This window comes from Anabaena lutea FACHB-196, from assembly GCF_014698305.1.
GTDB lineage: Bacteria > Cyanobacteriota > Cyanobacteriia > Cyanobacteriales > Nostocaceae > Anabaena > Anabaena lutea.
In genome coordinates, this window is record NZ_JACJST010000002.1 from 342,536 (window position 1) to 367,314 (window position 24,779).

At 39.0% G+C, this 24,779-nt stretch carries 11 protein-coding genes; 8 read left to right on the forward strand and 3 right to left on the reverse strand.

The genetic code is table 11. From position 1 onward, the window contains the following. Window positions 1–22: 22 nt before the first annotated feature. Genes H6G59_RS03740 through H6G59_RS03750 form a run of 3 tightly spaced genes read right to left on the reverse strand, consistent with a single transcriptional unit; the run spans window position 23 to window position 3,531 of the window. Window positions 23–1,027, reverse strand: a complete 1,005-nt coding sequence (locus H6G59_RS03740) for an NAD-dependent epimerase/dehydratase family protein (protein WP_190711816.1) — start codon at window positions 1,025–1,027, stop codon at window positions 23–25. A gap of 58 nt (window positions 1,028–1,085) precedes the next feature. Continuing rightward, entirely contained in the window at window positions 1,086–2,264 is a 1,179-nt protein-coding gene (gene devC / locus H6G59_RS03745; RefSeq protein WP_190711817.1) for an ABC transporter permease DevC, read from the reverse strand. A gap of 58 nt (window positions 2,265–2,322) precedes the next feature. Continuing rightward, window positions 2,323–3,531 carry an ABC exporter membrane fusion protein gene (locus tag H6G59_RS03750; RefSeq protein ID WP_190711818.1) on the reverse strand — a complete coding sequence of 403 codons (1,209 nt, stop codon included), beginning with the start codon at window positions 3,529–3,531 and terminating at the stop codon, window positions 2,323–2,325. 1,835 nt (window positions 3,532–5,366) lie between these two features. Here H6G59_RS03750 and H6G59_RS03755 point away from each other — a divergent pair. The 8 genes from H6G59_RS03755 (at window position 5,367) to H6G59_RS03790 (ending at window position 24,500) form a co-directional block, all read left to right on the forward strand. Further along, the gene (locus H6G59_RS03755) at window positions 5,367–10,781 is read left to right on the forward strand and encodes a type I polyketide synthase (protein WP_199331906.1); all 5,415 of its coding nucleotides are present in this window, start codon (window positions 5,367–5,369) and stop codon (window positions 10,779–10,781) included. A gap of 122 nt (window positions 10,782–10,903) precedes the next feature. Continuing rightward, a complete protein-coding gene (locus H6G59_RS03760) occupies window positions 10,904–12,637 on the forward strand; it encodes an SDR family NAD(P)-dependent oxidoreductase (protein ID WP_190711819.1) in 1,734 nt (577 codons plus the stop codon). A gap of 160 nt (window positions 12,638–12,797) precedes the next feature. Next, window positions 12,798–14,159, forward strand: coding sequence for a polyketide synthase (locus H6G59_RS03765; protein WP_190711820.1), 1,362 nt, complete (start codon window positions 12,798–12,800; stop codon window positions 14,157–14,159). Next, complete coding sequence (locus H6G59_RS03770; protein ID WP_190711821.1) at window positions 14,156–17,476, forward strand: PfaB family protein; 3,321 nt, start codon at window positions 14,156–14,158, stop codon at window positions 17,474–17,476. The genes H6G59_RS03765 and H6G59_RS03770 overlap by 4 nt, the downstream gene beginning before the upstream one ends. A gap of 269 nt (window positions 17,477–17,745) precedes the next feature. Then, window positions 17,746–19,416, forward strand: coding sequence for a PfaD family polyunsaturated fatty acid/polyketide biosynthesis protein (locus H6G59_RS03775; RefSeq protein ID WP_190711822.1), 1,671 nt, complete (start codon window positions 17,746–17,748; stop codon window positions 19,414–19,416). Between the two features lie 2 nt (window positions 19,417–19,418). Continuing rightward, window positions 19,419–20,936, forward strand: a complete 1,518-nt coding sequence (locus H6G59_RS03780; RefSeq protein ID WP_190711823.1) for a thioester reductase domain-containing protein — start codon at window positions 19,419–19,421, stop codon at window positions 20,934–20,936. An 83-nt stretch (window positions 20,937–21,019) separates the two neighbouring features. Next, entirely contained in the window at window positions 21,020–21,811 is a 792-nt protein-coding gene (locus H6G59_RS03785) for an SDR family NAD(P)-dependent oxidoreductase (RefSeq protein ID WP_190711824.1), read from the forward strand. A 553-nt stretch (window positions 21,812–22,364) separates the two neighbouring features. After that, window positions 22,365–24,500, forward strand: coding sequence for a cation:proton antiporter domain-containing protein (locus H6G59_RS03790; protein WP_190711825.1), 2,136 nt, complete (start codon window positions 22,365–22,367; stop codon window positions 24,498–24,500). Window positions 24,501–24,779: the final 279 nt, after the last annotated feature.

The window sequence follows — 24,779 nt, forward strand, 5'->3', positions numbered from 1 at the left end:
TGCAATTACCCAATAAATTAACCTATTTCATCAATTTTTGGAGGTCAGTTTTTTGCAACCACTGATGAGTACGCTTCATTCCTTCTTCGAGGTCAACTTTGGGTTTATAATTTAAGATATTTGTAGCTTTAGCAATAGAATAAGCATAAGGACGACTCATAAAATCGACAGATTCAGGAAGAATATCCGCCTTTTTACGAAATAGCTTTTGTCCTTGATGACGGACGCGGAGAAATAATTTCATTTCTTCTTTAGGAAGAGACATAGGTGCTGGTAAACCTTCCATGGCAGCTAAGTGAATAAAATATTCTTTCCACGAAGTTTCTTCACCATCTGTAATATTAAAAATTTCGCCGTAGGTTTCTTTTTCTATAGCTAAAAAGACGGCATCAATTAAGTTATCAACATACAAATGATTCATCACACCTTGACCATCATTTGCATAGGCAAATAATTTTTGTCGCATCATCATTACTGGCCGTACTATCCAAGGCATACTACCTGGGCCATAAACATCTCCAGCACGGATAATAATGACACCGAATTCTGATGGAGAATTCAGTTGTAAAAGTTCTGCTTCTGCTTCAATTTTTGTCTGGCAATAGGGATTATTTTCACTAGAAAGTGTGCCTATTTCTGTGACATTGTTAGCATAATTGAAGCCATAAACTAGAACAGTAGAAAGATGTACAAAGGTTTTCACACCAGCTTGCTTTGCGGCTTTGGCTATATTCAAAGTACCACTAACATTTATTTCTCGAAAATGTTTGAGTTCTCCAGCTTCTTCAGCAAGTTGATTGGTATGTAAAACAATGTCTACTCCTTGACAAGCTTTCTGAGCTATTTTTGCATCGGTGATACTACCAACAATAATCTCAACTCCCAAATTTTGGAGGTTCTTATCCTGCTCCGAAGAACTTTGTAATCCTCTGACTTTCATCCCTTGAGCTAGAGCTAACTCGGCTGCACGCAAGCCGATAAATTCGTCAGTTCCGGTGATGAGAATAGTTTTGTTGTTGAAGTTCATAGTGAATTATGGAAAGGTAAATATGTTGACTGAAATTGCGGAATTTAATCTAGATTAACTAGAAAATATCAGCAGGATCTGCGGAGCGAAGTTTATTAATAGCTAAGGCTCCAGAAGTGATGCAAATCAAAACTATAGATGTTAAGACAATCAATGCATTGTTAAGGGTCATGACGATGGGTAAATTAGTAGATTTCATAGCAAAATCATATAAAGCTACAGAAACGATAAACCCTGGTATATAAGCTAAGATTGCCAAAATTAACGCCTGTTGAAAAACCACATTCAGTAAATAACCATTTGCATAACCAATAGCTTTTAAAGTTGCATAGGCAATAAATTGAGTGGCAATATTGCTGTAAAGAATTTGATAAACGATAACTACACCAACAACAGAAGCCATTGTGAGCATTAAGTTAAGTATGAAACCAATAGGAGTTCTTACAGCCCAATATTTTTTTTCAAAGTCAATAAAGCCTTGACGAGTAAAAATCTGAACATCATTAGGTAGACTTGCTTGTAAATTTTTCAAAACCTGATTTGTGTTCACCCCAGGTTTAAGTTTGATAATACCCACATCTATCTTTTCTACAGGACGAGAATTAGGATTTATTCTTAAGAAAGTTGAGTCACTAACAATTAAATTTCCATCTACACCAAAGGAAGGACCCAAACTAAATAAACCCCCTACTCTTACCCGATAACCTTTTACAGCATCAAAAGGAAAGATTTCAATTGTTTGATCAGTATCTCCCCGCTCAAATTTTTCAGCGATTGGACCGAATTCTGGTCGGGAATCTCTGTCAAAAAACATGATGTCAGGAATTTTTAGTTTATCTAAATTCTGCTCTAATTCGGGAATATTCATGACTGGTTTTCCTGGATCAAAACCAATTACATATATTGAATATTTTTCACCCGTAGCAGGATTTTTTAATTTAGCAAATTGTAAATACATGGGACTAACAGACTCAACACCATCAAAGCCTAATGTTTGGTATAAACGAGTCCGAGAAAAGCTTTGATTAGAAGTCAAGGATTTATATTGAGAACTGACTAAAAATAAATCCCCCTTGAGATTTTGGTGAACTGCGGTAGCACTAGAATAAAGTGCATCTTGGAAACCAAGTTGAATAAACATCAGCAGCACAATAAATGCAATCCCAGCTACAGCTACCACAAAACGCACTTTTTGCTGGGCAAGCTGTAGCCATGCTAAAGGAATTTTGATATTCATATATTTTGTTATTTGTTATTTGTCAGTTGTCAGTTGATCGACAATCAATGACTAGTGACTAAATGTGAATAGAAACATCCACCTGCAAATGGGTTAATCGAGCTACTTTTTGATTATCAGCAGAATTTTCAATGGCTATTTTTACCTCAATTATGCGTCGATCAGTATCTGAATTGGGGTTAATACTAAAAATGCTTTGTTTCTCAACTTGCCAACCAATTTCTTTCACAGTTCCCTGTAATTGCTCAGGAAATGCAGCACTGGTGATAGTAGCTTTTTGACCAACACGTACTTTTTGAATATCGGTTTGATAAACTTCAGCAACCACATTCATTTCTGATGTATTACCAAGTTCAGCGAAACCAGAATTAGCAATTACTTCACCATTTTTGGCATGAATTTTCAAAATTCTGGCATCTATGGGAGATTTGATATAAGTTAAATCGTGATCGGCTTTGGCTTGTTGAATAGCAGTTTCAGCACTTTTGACTTCACTTTCTGCTAATTGAACATCGACGTTACGTACTTCGCTAATGCTGTTGAGTTTCGCTTTTGCTTCTTTTATTTGATCTTTCAGGGTATTTTGAGTACGCACAAGAGAGGCTTTAGCTTCTATTAATTGTTCTTGAGTAGTTTTAAGTTGCAAAGCTTTAGTATCAGTTATGGAAGCAGAAATTGCCCCGTCTTTGTATAATTGCTGATAGCGATCGCTCTCTTTTTGAGCATTATCTACTTCGGCTTGGATGCGGTTAATTGTTGCAATTTGAGATGCGATATCACCTGTTAATTGGGAATTCAAACGAGTAATTGTTGCTTTTTGAGCGTTGATGTCTCCAGGTTTAGCCCCAGCTTTTACTTGTGCTAATTTAGATTTAGCAACTAATAATTTATCAAAGGCTTGCTTAATAGCTGCTTTAGAACGAGCATAATCTTCTAAATAAGCCAATACTTGCCCCGTTTTTACCTCGTCTCCTTCAGTTACCAACAGTTTTTCTACACGCACACCATTGATGGAATTAGGAGCAGATAAATAAGTAATTTTGCCTTGTGGTTGCAATCGTCCCAAAGCAGTTACAGAAACTTTTATAGGAGTTGGGTTGAGGGGATTAACTGGAGAAGATTGAACCTGATTCTCAGGGTTTAGCTTCAACTGAGAAAAACTGTAGAAAGATATAAAACCAGTAGCTAAAGTAATAGAAGCTGCCAAAATTATTTTCCACTTAATTGCAGCTTTTTTCAATAACTGGCGCTCTTTGTTTACTGCCATATTTTTATTCCAAGTATTTTCTGCTCAGGGATAGTTGTAATAGTTATATCCGCAGATTATCTAAAATAACTTATCCCCCATATTTGTAGTTTTAGTCAGTGGATATAGCGTTTAATAGTTGGCTGATGAACAAGTTGAAAGATAAAGTTATCTGCGTCCATCTGCGGTTAATTCTTTCTTGCTGTATCTCATGAATGTGGGAAATGCTATCAGCTTAATTAGGATTTGTAGCCGATATAGATAAAAAGATGAACCACCAAATCAACAGTGATATTACTTCCAAGTATCCTCAGTTTTATGCTTAATGGGCATTTGGTAAAGTAGCGTAAAATACCATAGTGCCAAATAAAATTCTCATCTCAAGATGTAACGAAGCGGTGATTGTACTGAACTATCAAAACTTGATTAACTTATATTTAAGTCTGCCAAAATAATTCCTATTTGTCAACAAAATTAATCAGGTACTTTTCTCTAGCAAGAACAACAATAGTTGAGATGAACAACATAGATGAAACTAGATCTTTTCTATTCATCATGATCTTATAAACTCATAAATTAGCTATTAAATCTGTATTTTGCTTATCAAATAGTCATTATCGGCTGGTAAATGTGCAGATTTCATCACAAGTCATGCTGAAGATGTTTAGCTAACAACATCCTGTAAATTAATATTTGCTTTATAAATAACTATTTTGTTGGGGAAGCCAAGTTATCTTATAAATTCATAAAAAAAGGAGATGGAATTATGATGCTTTTCTGAAAAAAATACCTTTATGTTCAAGGAATATATATGTGTATTTATTGATTTGTGACTTAGTAGACAACAGAGGTATAAAGCTTGCTCCATCAAGACAAACTTGTCGTTCAACCCGTAATTACTTGAACTAGTGATTAGTTGATTTTAGTTAAAGATTATACCTTTTTATTCATTTTATTTGCAAAAGCAATATGAGTGACAAAGTATTTCTTTCTAAACTGACTTTAAATGAACTATTCAATTTCTCTAAGCTGTGCTAGTCTTTGTATTAATTCAAGGCGTAAAAGCTGCATAATAGTCAGGTAATTAATTGAAATAAAAAAGGAAAAAGAAAAAATACTATAACCTAGCCTGGTTATTAGAGGATATAAAAAGTTTAAGTATTTTTCAGGTTGCATGAATTCAGATTAAAGGTGTTGCCCTTTCTGTAACAAGTTTGGCAGCTTTTATTGGTCGAATAGCATAAAATATATTAACCTAGATGGTGAAAATAGCTATGGTATTTATCAAAATACAGCACATAGGATTAATACTAATAGCCTTTCTGTAGCCAAGCTAGATTATCTCAATGGTGCGAGAAAAAAACACATTGCTATTTTCATCACGACTCCTCAGTTTTTCTGGTTCCAGAGGGATAAAATCGCCGAAATCTTTACTATTAATCTGGGATGCAATTCACCAATTTATTACCTAAAGCACACCTAGAATATTTTACCAGTTGCCACAATATCAAGAATTGTTTGTGTAGAGGTTAGTAAATATTACGGTTAACTTGTGTTTCTAATATACCGTAATTTTCATTCATAACGTCTCTGAGAAAAGCACAAAAGGGAAGAGAAACTTGCATAGTATTTTTTTAGGACTACAGTGTTCCCAAATTGCCTCAAAGCACAAAAAATGCCAATTATTTAGATATGGAGCTAAGGCAGTATTTACCGTGTGGTGTTGATTGAAAAAACCTTATTCCTTACGCAGATAGGATAGCTAACTGCTGGTAAGAAGAGATAGCTTTATTATTTGTCAGCAATAGAAATTACTGTTGCTAAACAATCCACAGTACTCAAAATTAGTCTATGCCATGATATCTGCTTCTTCAATTAATACTGCCTTGTCGGAGTTAGAAGCTCAGATTAACAGTTGTGAAAAGGATTTGATTAGGTTTATAGAGGAAAAACAAATGAAATCAGAAACGTCGATATCTACTAACAAAATTAATAGACAACTGCAACAAAATCCGATTGCGATTGTCGGCATGGCATCTTTATTACCAAAAGCCAGAAACTTACGAGAATATTGGCGCAATATTGTTAATAAAACTGACTGTATTACTGATGTTCCTGAAACACATTGGAGTGTGAAAGATTATTATGATCCTAACCCCAGAACCCCAGAAGATAAAACCTATTGTAAACGCGGTGGATTTATTCCTGAGGTAGATTTTAATCCGATGGAATTTGGTATTCCTCCCAGCATTTTAGAAGTTACTGATGTATCACAACTATTAAGTTTAGTAGTTGCGAAAGAAGCAATGGAAGATGCTGGTTATAGTGAATCGCGTGAATTTAACCGCGAGAATGTGGGGGTAATTTTAGGTGTAGCGCAAGCCAAACAATTAGGAATACCACTATCTGCAAGGTTAGAATATCCGATTTGGGAAAAAGTTCTCAAAAGTAGTGGTTTATCTGACGATGATACTAAAGTAATCGTCGATAAAATCAAAACTGCTTATATCAAATGGGATGAAAATGCTTTTCCTGGAATGTTAGCAAATGTGGTTGCTGGCAGAATTGCTAATCGGCTCAACTTTGGCGGTACAAACTGTGTAGTTGATGCTGCTTGTGCTAGTTCCTTCGGTGCTTTGAAGATGGCAATTAGTGAGCTAATTGAATATCGTAGCGATATGATGCTGACGGGTGGTGTAGACACCGATAACAGCATCATGGCTTACATTTCTTTTAGCAAAACTCCTGCTGTTACTCCTAGCGAAAATGTCAAACCTTTCGATGCTAAATCTGACGGCATGATGTTAGGTGAAGGTATCGGCATGATTGTTCTGAAACGTCTCGAAGATGCCGAAAGAGACGGTGACAAAATCTATGCAGTTATTAAAGGTATTGGCACTTCTAGCGACGGACGTTATAAGAGTATTTATGCTCCTCGCAAAGAAGGACAAGTCAAAGCTTTAGAACGTGCTTACGATGATGCTGGTTTTTCTCCTGCGACTGTGGGTTTGATGGAAGCACATGGTACAGGAACAATGGCTGGAGATCCCACAGAATTCGGTTCTTTGCGAGATTTCTTTACTCAATATGACGACAAAAAACAGCATATTGCTTTGGGTAGTGTAAAATCGCAAATTGGACATACAAAAGCCGCAGCAGGTGCAGCAAGTTTAATTAAAACTGCGTTGGCTTTACATCACAAAATTTTGCCCCCAACTATCAATATTACAGAGCCAAATCCTAAACTCGATATTCAAAATTCGTCCTTTTATTTGAACACTGAAACTAGACCTTGGATCAAGGCAGAAGGGGAAGCGCCAAGACGTGCTGGTGTGAGTTCTTTTGGTTTTGGTGGGACTAATTATCACGTGGTTTTGGAAGAATACGAAGCAGAACAAAAACAAGCTTATCGTTTACATAATGCGGCTAGTGAAGTGTTGTTATTTGGTTCTACTCCAGCAGAATTGATCACTAAGTTAGAAGCAACTTTCAATAATTTGCAATCTAACGAGGGAGAAAGACATTATTCGCAATTAATCCAAGAATGTCAGTCTTTAGTTATTCCCAAAACTGCGGCGAGAATTGGGTTTGTAGCTGAGAATATCCAAGAAGCTTGTAAGTTGCTGAAAGTTAGTATTGATTTACTGAAAAATAAGCAGTCAGCCGTTTCTTGGGAACATCCTCAAGGTATTTATTACCGGGCTGCGGGGATGGAATTAGGCGGAAAAGTTGTGGCTTTATTCTCTGGACAAGGTTCTCAATACCTGGAAATGGGTAGAGAAGCGGTGATGAATTTCCCGGCTTTGCGTCGTCTGTATGGACAGATGGATGGGTTGTTAATTAAGGATAATTTGCAACCAATTTCGCAAATTGTTTTCCCGAATCCAACTTTTGAAGAAGAGGAAAAAACTGCTCAAATTGCAGCTTTGCAAAGAACTGAATATGCTCAACCTGCAATTGGGGTTTTTAGTGCCGGGTTGTATTCTATCTTCCAACAAGCTGGGTTTAAGTCAGATTTTGTCGCCGGACATAGTTTTGGTGAATTGACGGCTTTGTGGGCGGCGGGAGTGCTGACTGAGGAGGATTATTTGTTCTTGGTTAAGTCTAGAGGTCAAGCGATGGCTGCACCGAAAGACCCAGACCATGATGCGGGTAGTATGTTGGCGGTGAAGGAAGATATTAGTAAGGTGGAAGCGGTGCTGAGGCATTTTCCCCAAGTTGCGATCGCTAATTTTAATTCTCCCACGCAAGTTGTCCTCGCCGGGCCAACGGCGGAAATTAAGAAAATCCAGCAAAAATTCCAAGAATTAGGCTATGGGGCGGTGTTGTTACCAGTTTCTGCTGCGTTCCACACACCTTTGATTGCATTTGCTCAAAAATCATTTGCGATCGCTACCAAGTCTGTCGATTTCCAAAATCCCAAAGTTCCCGTTTTCAGCAACGTTACCGGCAAACAATATCCCCAAGAACCTTCAGGAATTCAAAGAGTTCTAGAAGGACACCTTTCCAGTTCAGTGATGTTCAAACAAGAGATTGAAAACATCTACGCTGCTGGTGGTTATTGCTTCGTAGAATTTGGTCCCAAACGGATTCTCACCAACTTAGTCAAAGATATCTTAGGCGATCGCCCTCATCTTACCGTATCACTCAACCCTAGTACTCAAAAGAATAGCGATCGCTCCCTCAGAGAAGCAGCAATCCAACTGCGCGTCATGGGTATGGCTTTGAGCAATCTTGACCCCTACCAACTACCCCCAGTCATCCCCCCAACTGCCACCAAAAAGGCATTAAACGTCAAATTAAACGGTGTTAACTACGTTTCCGAAAAAACCAGAAACGCCTTCACTGAAGCCCTACAGGATGGTTTCACCGTAGGGGCGGGGTCTCCCCGCCCAAGGTCTCCCCGCCCTCTTACTCTCCCAGAGTCTCCCCGCCCTCTCACTCCCCAGCCTGAAACTTTCATAGAAAATTCAGTCAAACCAAACAACATTCCAGCACAGACAACCAACGGTCATAACGGTAACGGACACAAAAAAACCCCTGTAATTAGCACCCCACAACAGCTTCAGATGACTCCTGCACCCCGTTCAAATCAAGCAATCCCAGAATTATTACCTACAGCACGCCAAGCAGTTGCACAGCGTCCAGGAGGGAAAATGGAAACACCAGATAAAAATATCAACTTCCAACAGGTTCTCGAAAGTTTAGAAAACCTCCTGAACCAGTTTCAACACAACCAAAGTGATAACTTACAAATTCATGGGACTTATCTAAGTCATCAAATGGAATACGCCAAAACGTTCTTCCAACTGATGCAACAACAGAACGCCCTATTTATCAATAGTAAATCTTCCGAAACCGCCCAACTCAAACAAGTTGTTATGGAAAGTTTTGAGCGCAGCATGATGCAGTTTCACAACCAACAAAGTGAAACCCTCCGCATTCATGAACAATATCTGCGGGAACAAGTAGAATACACCAAAAACTTTTTCCAACTCATACAACAAGAATATTCTCAACTAATTGCCGGTACAGAAACAACTCAACCTTTAATTCCCCCCCAACTCACAGAAACACACACCAACAGTTTACGGGAGTTGATAACAGAAGCACCTGTAACAGAAACAGTTGTTCCTCCTACCGCCAAAATCGTAGAAACCCAACCCGTAATCGAGCCAGTAGTTGAAGAAGCTGCACCTGTAATAGCAGCAATTCCCCTTCCTAAAATTGCAGAACCTACACCAGAACTTACCCCAGTTGTAGAAACTCAACCTGAATCGGTAGCACCTGTAGCTTTAATACCCGAACCAGCAACCACCAACATTAATATTGATGACATAGGTCAAAACCTCCTAACCATAACCAGCGAGAAAACAGGCTATCCCATCGAAATGCTAGAACTCGACATGGACATGGAAGCCGACCTAGGAATTGATTCCATCAAACGGGTAGAAATTCTGGGAGGATTGCAAGAACTATACCCCAACTTACCCAAACCAAACTTAGAAGAACTAGCAGAAAAACGCACCATTGGTCAAGTTGTCGAGTATCTACAAAAACAGGTGACAGGTGACAAGTTAACAGAAGAAATACAGGTGACAGGTGACAGGTTACAGGTGACAGAGAAGAAAGTAGAAGAAGCAAAGGAAGAATTACCTATTACCTCTTCTCAGTCCCTAGAAGAAAGCGACGAATACGCAGATTTAGGTCAAACCCTGTTAAACATCACCAGTGAAAAAACAGGCTACCCAGTTGAGATGCTCGAACTAGACATGGACATGGAGGCCGACTTAGGGATTGACTCCATCAAACGGGTAGAAATACTGGGTGCAATGCAAGAAACGTACCCCAACTTACCCAAACCAAATATAGAAGAATTAGGCGACCTGCGAACAATTGGACAAATAGTAGACTACCTCCAAAAGCTGGTGGGAGGTGAAAAAAAAAAGCTTGATTTTGACCCGGTAGGGGCGGGGTCTCCCCACCCTCTTAATCCCTCCGTTCCAGAAGTAGTGGATTTAACCCCACCGCCAATAGTAGACCCAAATCTTCCCCGTCGCCCAGTAAAACTAAAAACCTTACCCCGACCGGATTTTTGGGAATGCAAACTACCAGAGGGACACATTAGTTTAATTACTGATGATGGTTCCCTCACCACCACCAAACTAGCTCACGCACTGGTTGAACAAGGTTGGAAAGTAGTAGTTCTGAGTTTCCCCCAAACATTAGTTCCTCAACAATTGCCATTACCCCTAGGTGTTAGCCGCGTGATCATGGCAAATATGAGCGAACAACATCTACAACTACTATTACAAAGCATAACTACTCAACATGGAAAAATTGGGGCATTCATTCATCTTCATCCTCAATTCAACACAGAAAACACAGGTAAAATTTCCTATCTAGAAACAGAAAAAGCAATAGTCAAACAAGTGTTCTTGATAGCCAAACATCTCAAACCAACATTGAACACAGCCGCTGATTTAGAAGGAAGAGTAAGCTTCTGTACAGTAGCCCATCTTGACGGCACATTTGGGTTAGAACACAAAGAAAACTTTGGAGTTATCGGTGCTGGCTTATTTGGATTAACCAAAAGTTTGAGATGGGAATGGCCAAAAGTATTCTTAAGAGCAATAGACTTAAGCCCAACCTTAGATCCTCACCAATCAGCAGAATATATTGTTGCCGAATTGCATGATTCCAACAGATATATAGGTGAAGTTGGCTATAGTTCACAAGGAAGAGTCACCCTCATAGCTAAACCCGAATAACCAGTAGGGTGGGCATTGCCCACCTCACAAAAACTCCTCTCTTCCTCTTTGCGCCTCTGCGCCTCTGCGAGAGAAAATCATAAACTTATTCATCAACACATAATCAATTATAAATTGGAAACATGACAGCAACACTTCAAATTAATCCATCATCTGTCTTCGTCGTCAGTGGTGGAGCCAAGGGAATCACTGCACAATGCACCATTAAATTAGCACAAAACCAACCTTGTAAATTTATTCTGCTTGGTCGTTCTGAAATCACCACAGAACCAGAATATGCTCGTAATTGTTTAGAAGATTCCGCCTTGAAAAAACGCATCATGGAAAATCTGATTTCTCAAGGTGAGAAACCAACACCCATGATGGTACAAAAAATATTTAATGATATTAATTCTAGCCGAGAAATTAATAAAACCTTGGCAGCTATTGAAGCAGCAGGTGCAAAGGCAGAATATATTAGTGTTGATGTTACAGATACCGTAACATTGAAAGCCAAACTTGGCGCTGTCGTTCAAAAGTTTGGTCAAATTACAGGCATTATTCACGGTGCTGGTAATTTGGCTGATAAATTAATTGAAAAGAAAACACAAGAAGATTTTGAAAAGGTTTACACCGCTAAAGTTCAGGGTTTAGAAAATCTACTCGCTTGCGTTAATATCCAGCAATTACAGCATTTAGTTTTATTTTCTTCTGTGACTGGTTTTTATGGGAATATTGGTCAAAGTGATTATGCTATCGCTAACGAAATTCTCAACAAATCAGCCCACCTCATCAAACAATCTCATCCTCAATGTCATGTAGTGGCAATTAATTGGGGTGGTTGGGATAGTGGTATGGTGACACCACAATTAAAAAAGGCATTTGCAGAAAGGGGAATTAGTATTATTCCTCTGGAAGTGGGTACACAAATGTTAGTTAATGAACTGCACCCTGCTTATCAAGATAATACACAAATTGTCATTGGTAGCACGATGATTCCACCGGCAATGCCTTTAGATTTACAATTGCGAACCTATCGCATTCGGCGACGAATGACATTAGCAGAAAATCCATTTTTGTATGATCATACAATTGCAGGTTCTCCAGTATTACCAGCTACTTGTGCTAAATCTTGGATGGTTAATGGTTGTGAAGAAATTTATCCAGGCTATACATATTTCAGTTGTCAAGATTTCAAAGTTTTGAAAGGAATTACTTTTAACTCTAGTTTGGCTCATGAACATATTCTAGAAATACAAGAAGTCTCCAAAAGCGATGGTAATTTTGTTGAATTTCAGACCAAAATTTTGAGTAAAACCCCTGAAGGAAGAACTCATTATCATTTTAGCGCTCTCATCAAAATAGTCCGCAAAATGCCAGAATCTCCCATTTATGAATCAGTGGATCTCAGGGAAGATAACATTGTCACTACCACTGGTAAAGGTTTTTATCAAAATGGAGATTTATCCTTATTTCATGGTCCAGCATTCCAAGAAATTACTAAAGTCTTAAATATTAGCCCAGAAAAACTTACAGCCGAATGCTGTTGGCAAGAAATCACAGCCAAACAACAAGGACAATTCCCTGTTAAATGGCACAATCCCTACATAATTGATTTGAGTACTCAAACTCTATGGCTATGGTTAAATCATTTCCATCAAGAAGTGTGTTTACCAGGACAATTAACATACTGTGAACAATTTTTAAGTGTTCCAGCCAATGTACCTTTTTATGTGTCTTGTGAAATTATTAGCAAAACCGATACTGGCATAAATGCTAATTTCTTGATTCATAATCGTGAGGGAAAAATATATTCACGTATTCTTGGAGCAAAAGCAGTTATTTGGCCAATGAAAATGCTCAATCGTAAGCAATAGTAGGTTAAGCGACAGCGCAACCCAACAAATTCACCTGAATCCTTACATAATAACAGCGAAAGTTGTTAATCCTTGCCGATTGGGGGAATAGCGTAAATCCTTAAAAACTAAGGAAATTTTTATTTCCTTAACGTCTTATGCCCCAACGAGGATTTCAACAGTGGAAAAAATAGCGATCATTGGGTTATCTTGCCTCTTTCCAGATGCTAATAATCCTGAAGAGTTTTGGCAGAATCTCAGCGCAGAAAAAGACTCAACTTCATCTGTAAGTGTTGCTGAATTGGGAGTAGACCCCGCCATATTCTACGATGCTAATAAGGGGAAACCGGAAAAAATTTACTTCCAAAAAGGTGGATTTATCCGCAATTTCAACTTTGATGCTAGTGAGTATAATTTACCTGCAACATTTGTCCAAGGTCTGGATAATACTTTTAAATGGTCACTGTATGCTGCTAAACAGGCAATTATCCACAGTGGTTATTGGGGAAATCAATCTGCTCTCTCGAAATGCGGCGTAATTTTAGGAACTCTTGCTTTACCAACTAAAGCTTCTAATCAATTGTTTGCTCCCATTTATCAGCAAACTATTGAACCTGCGATTGGTGAACTTTTACAGGAAAAAGACTTCCGTTTAGGTGGTTCATTAACTGCTACGAAAGCATCTCCATATAATGCGATGGTGAGCGGCTTACCTGCTGCTATAATTTCCCGTGCATTTTCTCTTTCTGGAACTCATTTCTGTATAGATGCTGCTTGTTCATCAGCATTTTATGCCATTAAATTAGCATCCTATTATCTGCAATCTGGTAAAGCTGATTTGATGTTAGCTGGTGCTATTAGTTGTGCAGATCCGTTGTTTTTAAGAATGTTGTTTTCCGGGATTCAAGGATATCCAGAAAACGGTATTAGCCGTCCTCTAGATAAAGCATCACGCGGGTTAATTACCTCCGAAGGCATAGGAATGGTAATGCTCAAACGCTACAGTGATGCTGTCAGAGATGGAGACAAAATTCTCGCAACAATCTGCGGTAATGGTCTATCTAATGATGGTAAAGGTAAGCACCTCCTCAGTCCCAATGCTCACGGACAAACCACTGCATATCAAAGAGCTTATGCTGAGGCTAAACTTAACCCCCAAGCAATTGATTATTTAGAGTGTCACGCTACCGGTACTCTGTTGGGAGATACCACTGAATGCAACTCAGTTGAAGGCTTTTTCGGTCAATACCAAGCAACGCCTTTGGTGGGTTCAGCTAAAACTAACGTCGGTCATTTACTCGTTGCTGCTGGCATGGTGGGGATAACAAAGACGATTTTAAGTATGTCTCACGGTGTTATTCCTGCAACTATCAATGTCAGTGAACCTGTGGGTTCTGAAAATAATGTGATTTCGCCTCAAAACATTGTCAGAACTGCCACACCTTGGCCGAGTAAAGGAAATAAGTACGTAGCTTTAAGTGCATTTGGTTTTGGTGGAAATAACTCTCATTTAATTCTTGAACAGGGGGAAGTCAGCAAATGAGTCTTCAAGAAAATATGACTGCAAAAATGGCAATTGTAGGCATGGATGCCTTTTTCGGTGAATGTGATCAATTAGATGCTTTTGAGAGCAGCATTTACGACGGAAAACAGCATTTTATTCCCCTGCCAGAAAAAAGGTGGCATGGTATTAATGAGCAAGAAACATTACTGCAAGAGTACGGTTTAGAAGCCGGAAAAGTACCCCAAGGTGCATATATTAGAGATTTTGAAGTTGATACTTTAGCTTACAAAATTCCCCCTAACGAAGTTGAAAAAGTTAACCCGCAACAACTTTTATTATTGAAGGTGTGCGATCGCGCCCTCAAAGATGCAAAAATACCCGAAGATGGTAATGTAGCGGTCATTATCGCTGCGGACACAGAATTATCTGTACACCAACTACAACAACGTTGGAATTCAGCTTGGCAAGTTAAAGACGGTTTAAACGCCGCAGAAATCGCCTTACCTCCCGAAAAAATTGCCCAACTAGAAACCATAATTAAAGATAGTATTCACCACCAAGTTGATTTGGGTGAATATCTCAGCTATGTCGGCAATATTATGGCCAGTCGCGTTTCTTCGTTGTGGAATTTCTCAGGCCCCTCATTCACTCTTAGCGCTGTAGAAACTGCCGCATTTAAAGCTTTAGAACTCGCACAAATGCTACTAGCGACAAATGAAGTAGACGCAGTTGTTGTTGGTGCTGTTGACTTAGCCGGTGGTGTGGAAAATGTCTTACTCCGCAGTCAATTCGGAAAAATAAATACAGGCATTAATACCTTAAGTTTTGATCAAAACGCCGACGGTTGGACTGTGGGAGAAGGTGCAGGTGCAGTTGTCCTCAAACGTCATGATACAGCTTTGGAAAATAGCGATCGCATCTATGCAGTCATTGACGGTATCAGCATCGGACAATCTCCCTCAATGGCTGTAGACGAAGCGACCATTAGCCAAATCTGCAAACAAGCTTTTCAACAAGCGGGAATTCAACCCACAGAGGTAAATTACCTGGAAGTCTGCGGTAGTGGAATTCCCGCAGAAGACGAAGCCGAAATTAACGGCATTCTCCAAGCTTATCCCCCCGTTGGTAACGGTTTACACTGCGCCATTGGTAGCGTCAAAGCCAATATCGGTAACACCTTTGTCGCTTCGGGAATAGCCAGCTTAATTAAAACTGCCCTCAGTCTCTACCATAGATATATTCCCGGAACCCCCAATTGGTCTGGTGTCAAAACACCGCAAGTATGGGAAGGTAGCCCTTTCTACGTTGCGACCGAATCAAGACCTTGGTTTTCACCAAAAGAAGGCAGATGTAGAATTTCCGCTATTAATAGTATCGGCTGTGATGGCTCTTTTGCTCATGTCATTTTATCAGAAGACACCCATCAAGAAGAACGGGTCAGCCGCTATTTAGAGTCACGACCTTTTTATCTTTTTCCTATCGCTGCTGATGATTATGCCACTTTGTTTGCAGGTTTAGATAATTTGCAACAAAACATTGAAAATGCTGATAATCTTCAAGCTACTGCGAGTCAGACGTTTGTTAAATTTCAGCAGCATTCAAATGCTAAATATGCCTTATCTATTACCGGACGCAACCACAAAGAATTACTCAAAGAAATTAACTCGGCGCGTAAAGGTGTAAATATTGCCTTTGAAAAAGGTACAGATTGGCAAACTCCTCTTGGTAGTTATTTTACACCAAAACCACTTGGTAAAAATGGAGAAATTGCCTATATTTATCCTGCCGCAGTTAATTCCTATGTGGGCATGGGGCGGACTTTATTCCGTCTTTTTCCCAAATCTTTCGATGACTTAATCATCAAAAGTCTTTACAAACGTGCTGCTGATGTGGAACTACTTGTTTTTCCCAGAAGCCTGAGCAAATTGTCAACACGACAACTAGAAACTCTAGAAAAAAAATTGCTTGATGATTCTCTGGCTATGTTTGAAGCCGAAGTGCTTTTTACCAGAATGATCACGACAATTATCAGCCAAGATTTTCAAGTTAAACCTAAATATATCTTTGGGTATAGTTTAGGTGAAACAAGTATGATGGTTGCTCAAGGAGTGTGGAGCAATTTTTATGAAGTCAGTCACACCTTTAATTCCTCAGCTTTATTTGGTGATAGATTATCAGGCCCCAAAAATGCTGTGCGTGAGTATTGGGGACTACCAAAAGCATCCTCAACTTCTGATAATAATTTCTGGAGTAACTACGTTCTCATAGCCAGTCCTACCCAGGTCAAAGAATGTTTAAAAGATGAAAATCGCGTCTACCTAACTCAGATTAATACACCAGAAGAAGTATTAATTGCTGGTGAACCAGCCGCTTGTGAGCGAGTAATTAAAAAGCTTGGTTGTAACGCTTTTCCAGCACCTTTTGATCATGTGATTCATTGTCAAACAATGCAATCAGAAGCGCAAGAATTGGAAAAACTCTACACTTTACCAGCACAAACAATTCCCGGTATTACCTTTTATTCCGCTGCCGAGTATCAACCAACTACACTTGATAGTCAAGTAATTGCTCATAACATTGCCAAAGGATTATCGCAACAACTCGATTTTCCCCGCTTAGTTAATCGTGTCTACGCAGATGGAGCTAGAATCTTCATTGAAGCAGGTGCTGGTGGTGTATGTTCTCGTTGGATAGATAAAATTCTTGGCAACCAAGAACACATCACCGTATCCCTAAATCGTCGCGGTATGGATGACCATACATCACTTGTTAAAGGACTAGCAAAATTGCTCAGTCATCGAGTGAATTTGAACTTAGATCCACTCTACAACTTATCCTCAAAAACTGGCAATCAAAATCAAGCGACGCTGAAAAAAATTACCCTAGGTGGTAATTCTATGACTACTGCCATATTGAGTGACGAAAACCGCAAACTTTTCTCCCATAGCAATTTTCAAAATCAGCAGCCAAATCTTTCTAATTACCGAGAGTATAAAATCATTAATTCTCTCCAAAGCAATAATCAAATTAGCCCCAGTGAAATTTACCCTCAGCCAGAAAACATTGTCATGAAAACTATCATTGATAACTGTTTTGAATCTAGAGAAAACGTACAATCTTCTGAGTTAACCGCAACTTTACAGCCAACTAATCAACTCATTCAAGACTCCGAACCGACAATCAGCATGAATGATTTTAAAACCCATCAGTATCAAAAACTGAGTATCAATAATTCCAAATTGACTAAAGCCCACATCAGCTTTTTAGAAGCCAGACAAGACTTCAGTAAGCAAATGAGCGAAATCATTCAACTGCAATTAACCTGCGCGCAAAACTTGCTAAACGAAGAAACTTAATCAAATATCTATAGGAATCATAAATGATATTTGATAGCTTGCGTGGCGTAGCCATAAAATTTTAAGTAGTGTAGGGTGGGCAATGCCCACGATATCCTGGTTCTGTAAGGCATAGCCCTACCTACGTAAAATTTCAAAAATCAAATATTAGTCCTATATCACACCGAGACGTAGAAATATCAAACCTCTTAACCTGTGTCTCTACGTCTTGAGCGTGATCTAAATTCTTCATCTCATATCCATTGCTTACAACTTGAGGAATAACTGCCGTGACAACTGTAGAGACGGTACGAAATCAACATAATAATGGTCTAAGTTTTTTTTCTTGGTCTCAAAATCAAAAACAAATTTGGAAAGGTTCATTAGATTGTATCTCCTTTGAGCAAAATGCCATCAAAGATAAATTGCTGGCATCAGATAAACCTTGTTATATTATTAGAGTTGGTGGCAAAATTGGTGTTACTAACGATGGGTATTTAGCACCTGCTGATAACGGTTCTATAGGACAAGCAGAACTTTTAATCTCAGTTCCACCAATTCACCTACAACAATTTGGCGACCCCAATTTTCTCACTGCTTATGGTGTGAAATATGCCTATGTGACTGGTGCAATGGCAGGTGGTATTGCTTCCGAAGAAATGGTAATTGCACTAGGAAAAGAGAAAATTTTAAGTTCTTTTGGTGCAGGTGGTTTAACACCAGACCGTTTAGAAGCTGCCATTAACCGCATTCAACAAGCCTTACCTGATAAACCTTATGCTTTTAATTTAATTCACAGTCCTAATGAACCTACTATTGAACGTCGTGCTGTAGATTTATACCTCAATTATGGGGTTAGAACTGTAGAAGCTTCAGCATTTTTAGACTTAACTCCTAACATAGTCTATTATCGTGTATCTGGGCTAAGTTTAAATAGTGCTAATCAAGTTGAAATCAAAAATAAAGTCATTGCTAAAATTTCTCGCCGCGAAGTTGCAACTAAATTTATGCAACCAGCACCGGCTAGAATTCTCAAAGAATTAATTCAGCAAGGACTAATAACTGAGTTACAAGCAACTCTAGCCAGCCAAGTTCCTATGGCTGATGATATTACCGTCGAAGCCGATTCTGGTGGTCATACAGATAATCGTCCTTTAGTTTGTTTGCTACCTTCAATTATTAGTTTACGGGATGAAATTCAAGCACAATATCATTACACAACACCCATTAGAGTGGGAGTGGCTGGAGGAATTGGCACACCAGAATCAGCCTTAGCTGGGTTTATGATGGGTGCTGCTTATGTAATGACTGGTTCAATTAATCAATCTTGTGTTGAATCTGGAGCTTCTGAACATACCAAAAAGTTATTAGCTCAAGCAGAAATGGCAGATATGATTATGGCTCCAGCCGCAGATATGTTTGAAATGGGAGTCAAATTACAAGTTCTCAAACGGGGAACAATGTTCCCCATGCGAGCGCAGAAATTATATGAATTATATCGTAGCTATGACTCAATTGAAGATATTCCTGTAGCGGAAAGAGAGAAATTAGAAAAACAAATCTTCCGCAAAAGTCTCGCTGAAGTTTGGGAAGGAACTGCTGCTTATTTATCCCAAAAAAATCCTGAAAAATTAGGTAAAGCAGTTAATAACCCTAAACTCAAAATGGCTTTGATTTTCCGCTGGTATTTAGGATTATCTTCTCGTTGGTCTAGTTCAGGAGAAAAAGGTAGAGAAGTAGATTATCAAATTTGGTGCGGTCCCGCTATGGGTGGCTTTAATGACTGGGTGCGAGGTTCATATTTATCTGAACCAAATAATCGTCATGTAGTCGATATTGCTAATCAAATTATGAAAGGTACAGCTTTTCTACACCGCATCCAAAATTTAAAAATTCAGGGATTGCAAATACCCAATTACTACGGTCAATATCACCCAGTCCAGTCTACATTGGAGATGTAAATATGAATTTAAAACCGTCTTATTCTGCTGAAGATATTCAAAAATTCTTGGTGACTAATTTAGCTGAAGTAATTTCAACTTCAACTGATGAAATCGATGTTGACGAAAATTTAGAAAATTATGGTTTGGATTCTGCCCAAGCCATGATTATTATCAGTAAATTAGAGCAATTACTAGGATTTAAACCTTCTCCTGTTCTACTTTGGCATTATCCAACTATTGCTTCACTTTCCCAGCGTTTATCTGAAGAAGTACCAAATACATCTCAGATTACAGATTCTGAGGGTAAAACAGTTGCTGCTGTAAATATTGCTCCTCCTTTCCTCGATTTAGCTGCTGAAGTTGTCCTCGACCCCACTATCCAACCAGTTGGTAATTCTCCGGTGTCTATCAGCGACCCCAAAAATATCTTTTTGACTGGGGGTACAGGCTATTTAGGCGCTTTTATTATCAAAGGACTTTTGCAAGAAACTCAAGCAAATATGTATTGCTTAGTTCGTGCTATTGATGTTGTAGAAGGTAAAAGCAAATTAGAAAATAATCTCCAACAATATGGACTTTGGGATGATAGCTATAGCTCCCGAATTATTCCCATTGTTGGTGATTTAGCACAGCCACTTTTAGGTATTGATGCAGAACAGTTCCAAACCTTAGCAGCTAATATTGATACTATTTATCATAGTGGAGCTTTGCTGAATTATGTTTATCCATATTCAGCTTTAAAAACTGCTAATGTTTTGGGAACTCAGGAAGTTTTACGCTTGGCTTGTCAAACCAAAGTAAAGCCTGTTCATTACGTTTCTAGTGTGGCTGTTTTTGAATCAACTGCTTATGCTGGCAAAGTAGTTACAGAACAACAAGACTTTAATGATTGGGAAGGCATTTTTCTCGGTTACTCACAAACTAAATGGGTATCTGAAAAGTTAGTAAAAATTGCTGGTAGTCGGGGACTTCCTATCACTATCTACAGACCACCTTTGATTTCTGGAGACAGCACAACTGGTATTTGTAATACCCATGACTTTATCAATTTGATGATTAAAGGCTGTCTACAAATGGGGTCTTTTCCTGATGTAGATTATATGTTAGATATGTCTCCTGTAGATTATGTCAGCAAAGCTATTGTTTATTTATCACGTCAACAAAAATCCATTGGTAAAGCTTTTCATTTACAACATCCTCAACCCGCATCTTTAGCATCTTTAGTTGATTGGGTACGCTCATTTGGTTTTTCAATTAAGATGGTTCCCTATGAACAGTGGCAAGCAGAGTTAATTAATAATGTCACTTCTCCTGAGAATCCTTTATACACTCTGCGACCATTTTTATTAGAGCGTTGGTCTGATGAACAATTGACTATTCCCGATTTGTATTTGCAAGCCCGAAGACCGATTATTAGTTGCCAAGAAACTCTAGATGCACTAGCTGGTAGTGCGATTGTTTGTCCACCACTCGACTCTCAATTATTGATGACTTACACTTCTTATTTAGTTCAGACTGGTTTCTTGAGTCTTGCTTAGTTATTAAGTAAACGGGGTGGGCAATGCCCACTCTACTCTGTTGAAATGCCAGTATTTACGGGTAATTTCACAAAATTTTTGACATGAATATACAAGACAAACAAACTGCTTTGATTACGGGGGCAGCTAGTGGAATTGGTTACGAATTAGCCTGTATTTTTGCCTCCAAAAATTACAATCTTATTTTGGTCGATAGAAATAGATTAAAACTTGCAGAAATAAACGTTGAATTTCAAAAAAAATTCAAAGTTTTTCCTAAAATTCTTGTTAAAGATTTATCTATATCAACATCGCCTGAAGAAATTTTTACTGAGTTACAACAAGCTGAGATCAAAGTTAATGTACTGGTAAATAATGCTGGATTTGGTACTTATGGCTTATTCAATGAAACAAGCCTGACTGTTGAATTAGAAATGTTGCAGGTAAATTTAGTTTGTCTTACCCATTTAACTAAGTTATTTCTCAAAGAGATGGTTAAAGAAGGTAAGGGCAAAATATTAAACGTTTCTTCCGCTGCTGCTTTTCAACCTGGGCCTTTAATGGCGGTTTATTTTGCAACTAAAGCTTATGTTTTATCGTTTTCTGAAGCTATAGCTAATGAATTGGAAGGAACTGGTGTGACGGTGACAGTTCTTTGTCCAGGTTCAACAGTATCTGCATTTCATGAAAGAACAGGAATGGCAGATTCTAAGCTGGTTAAGGGTCAGAGAATGATGGATGCTCAAACTGTTGCCCAGCTTGGTTATGATGGTTTAATGCGAGGTAAGACGATTGTGATTCCCGGACTTTTAAATAAAATACTGGCTAAAAGTGTCAGATTTTTTCCTAGAAAGCTGGTGACGAAAGTTGTGAGAACAATGCAGGAAGATAAGTAGTTTTAGTGATTATCAATGGTTTTTAAATTAGTAAAGTCCTTCTAAACGGACTTATTTTTTTGCTTATACCAATTCAGTATGATAGCTTGCATGGCGTAGCCATAGATGCGCTTTCTTCATAAAAAGGCTGCATTTGGTAGAAAATAGATAGGACTGAGTTTAAAAGTCGAGATAAAAGAGAGTCAACAAGAACTAACTAGAAAAAGCGGTGAAATATGTTAGAGTGGTAGGTGATGGCGTGGCAGTGATTGAGTTCAACCAAGGCGCATCTTTATAAAAAACTGATACAAATACTGTATTAAATAAGTCGATTTGCTGAGACCTTGCACTCCAATGCTTTGAACGAGAGTAAGTATCAACTATAATTAATAAGCCTGATCAAGAGTATTAGCTTACTGGTGCTGTCGGGCGATGCCCGTGGTATTCTCGTTGCCATTCTCTCCGGCAGGAAACAATTAATTACATCTGGAGATAGAGCAGTTAGGAAGATAGCAAACTGTATACTGTGTATGCTATTGCACAATTTGCCTTACATAACCTTTTTTTATTAAAAATGCCAGTAAATTTTCCTACGGAACCGCTCATTTCTTTTACAATTCTCCTCCTAGCTATTTTTATTGTTCCGCCGCTATTTGAGAGATTAAAATTACCAGGATTAGTGGGTTTGCTATTAGCAGGTGTAGTGCTGGGTGACAATGGACTCAAGCTCCTAAACTCTAACTCCGAAACCATAAAACTGCTGTCAGATATTGGTAAAGTTTATTTAATGTTCGTGGCGGGTTTAGAGATTGATATTGAGCAGTTTCGCCGCACCAAAAATCGCTCAATGGGGTTTGGGAGTTTAACATTTTTATTTCCTTTAATTGCTGGTATCATTACTGGACGTTTATTCAATTTTAGTTGGAATGCTTCTGTTCTGATTGGTTCTTTACTTGCTTCCCATACTCTGTTGGCATATCCCATTGTCAGTCGATTAGGAGTCGTAGCAAATGAAGCAGTAACTGTGACAATTGGGGCAACTATTTTCACCGATACAGGTGCTTTGTTAGTATTGGCAATTTGTGTTGGTATTCACGGAGGAGATTTCACAGCTTTTAAATTATTCACTTTATTGGCTGGACTGGCAATTTATTCAGTTCTGATATTATTTGGCTTTAATAAGGTAGGAAAAGAGTTCTTCCGCCGCACTGGGGAGGAAGAAGGTAATCAATTTTTGTTTATCTTGCTGGCGTTATTTTTGGCATCTGTAGGAGCGCAGGTAATTGGAATAGAAAAAATTGTCGGTGCATTCCTGGCAGGTTTAGCAGTCAACGGCGTTTTGGGAAATAGTCCGGTTAAAGAAAAGGTAGAGTTCGTTGGTAGTGTTCTCTTTATCCCTTGTTTCTTTGTGGACATGGGATTACTAATTGATATACCTGCATTTATCAAAACTCTCAGTTCAATTGGTCTGACTGTGGCAATTGTAGTGGCGCTGATTAGCAGTAAATTTGTTGCGGCATTTCTAGCGAAAATATTTTATCGCTATAACAATTCAGAAATGTTAACAATGTGGTCATTATCTCTACCGCAGGTAGCAGCCACACTAGCAGCAACATTAGTTGCTTATCAATCCCTAAATCCTGCTGGTGAAAGACTAATCAGTGAGGATGTCTTAAACAGTGTCATTGTCTTGATGTTGGTTACTGCCATCATTGGTCCAATAATTACAGCTAGGGTTGCTAGGTTTTTACAAGTTACCCCAGCCACGGACTGGAAAACAGACAGTCTATCGGTGTGGTGGGAATCTCAGGAAGCGGTGATTAAGAAACCAGAGAAAGCAGACAACCGTTTGCAGCAAGATTACCCGCCATTCATTGTCGTGGTTCCCATTTATAACCCGCTCACGCAACGCTATTTACTGGAAATGGCAGCACTGCTGGCGCGCCATGAATCTGGACAGATTATGCCTTTAGCCATTACTCAAGCCCATGTGAATATGGATGATCCGACGTTAGTAACGGCACTAGAAAAAAGTCAGGAAAGATTGAGGTTGGCTTTAGAAATCAGTCAAGAATTTGAGGTAAAAGCATCACCTACAATTCGGATTGATGATGATGTGGCTTTGGGGATTAGTCACGCTAGTAGGGAACAAAATGCTAGTTTAGTGGTGATGGGTTGGGGAAATACCAGAAATTTCCGCGCTCGTTTATTCGGTAGTCTCATTGATAAGGTCTTCTGGTCTTCTCACTGTCCGGTAGCAGTAACACGCCTGTTAAAAAGTCCTACAGAAATCAAGCGAATTCTTGTCCCCGTTGGTGACTTAACGAGGGCGACTATCGGTACTGTGAGGTTTGCCCAAATTTTAGCTGATGCCAATCAAGCTGAAGTTGTACTGTTGCACGTAAGCGATGCCTCCGGCGGGCTACGCCAACGCCGCATACCTGCTCATCAGGTTACAAATTTTACATCTCAATTGTCTGATATTACTAATCAAAGCAAGTTACAAGTAAATACAAATATCCAAACAATTGTTGGTGATGATATTGCCAAAGTCATTATTGAGCAAGCTCAAGCATTTGATTTAGTGGTTTTGCGTTCTGTGCGCTATCGCACCGCTGGGGGATTAGCCGTTAGTGAAGTGACAACCCAGGTGATTAACAATTTGAAGTGTTCGATTGTCATGCTGGGAGAACCTCAATCATGCGCGTAATTAAGCAAAAATGTTAACTAATTTTATCGAACAGAATTCAGGAGTCAGGAGTCAGAATTCAGTTGGGTATTCCGTGCGAGTGGCGGATGAATAACCGGGTTTAAAACCCCCACCAAATCTACGAATTGGTGGTCTACCCTTCCCTCCGGGACACTCCGTGAACGGGAAAGCCAAGGACGAACAATTAGTTGCGGGTCCCAATCCCCGACTGATTGATTCTGACCGGAGGCGGAGCGTCTCCGGCTCCACTCCTGGCTACTGACTCCTGACTCCTTCTTC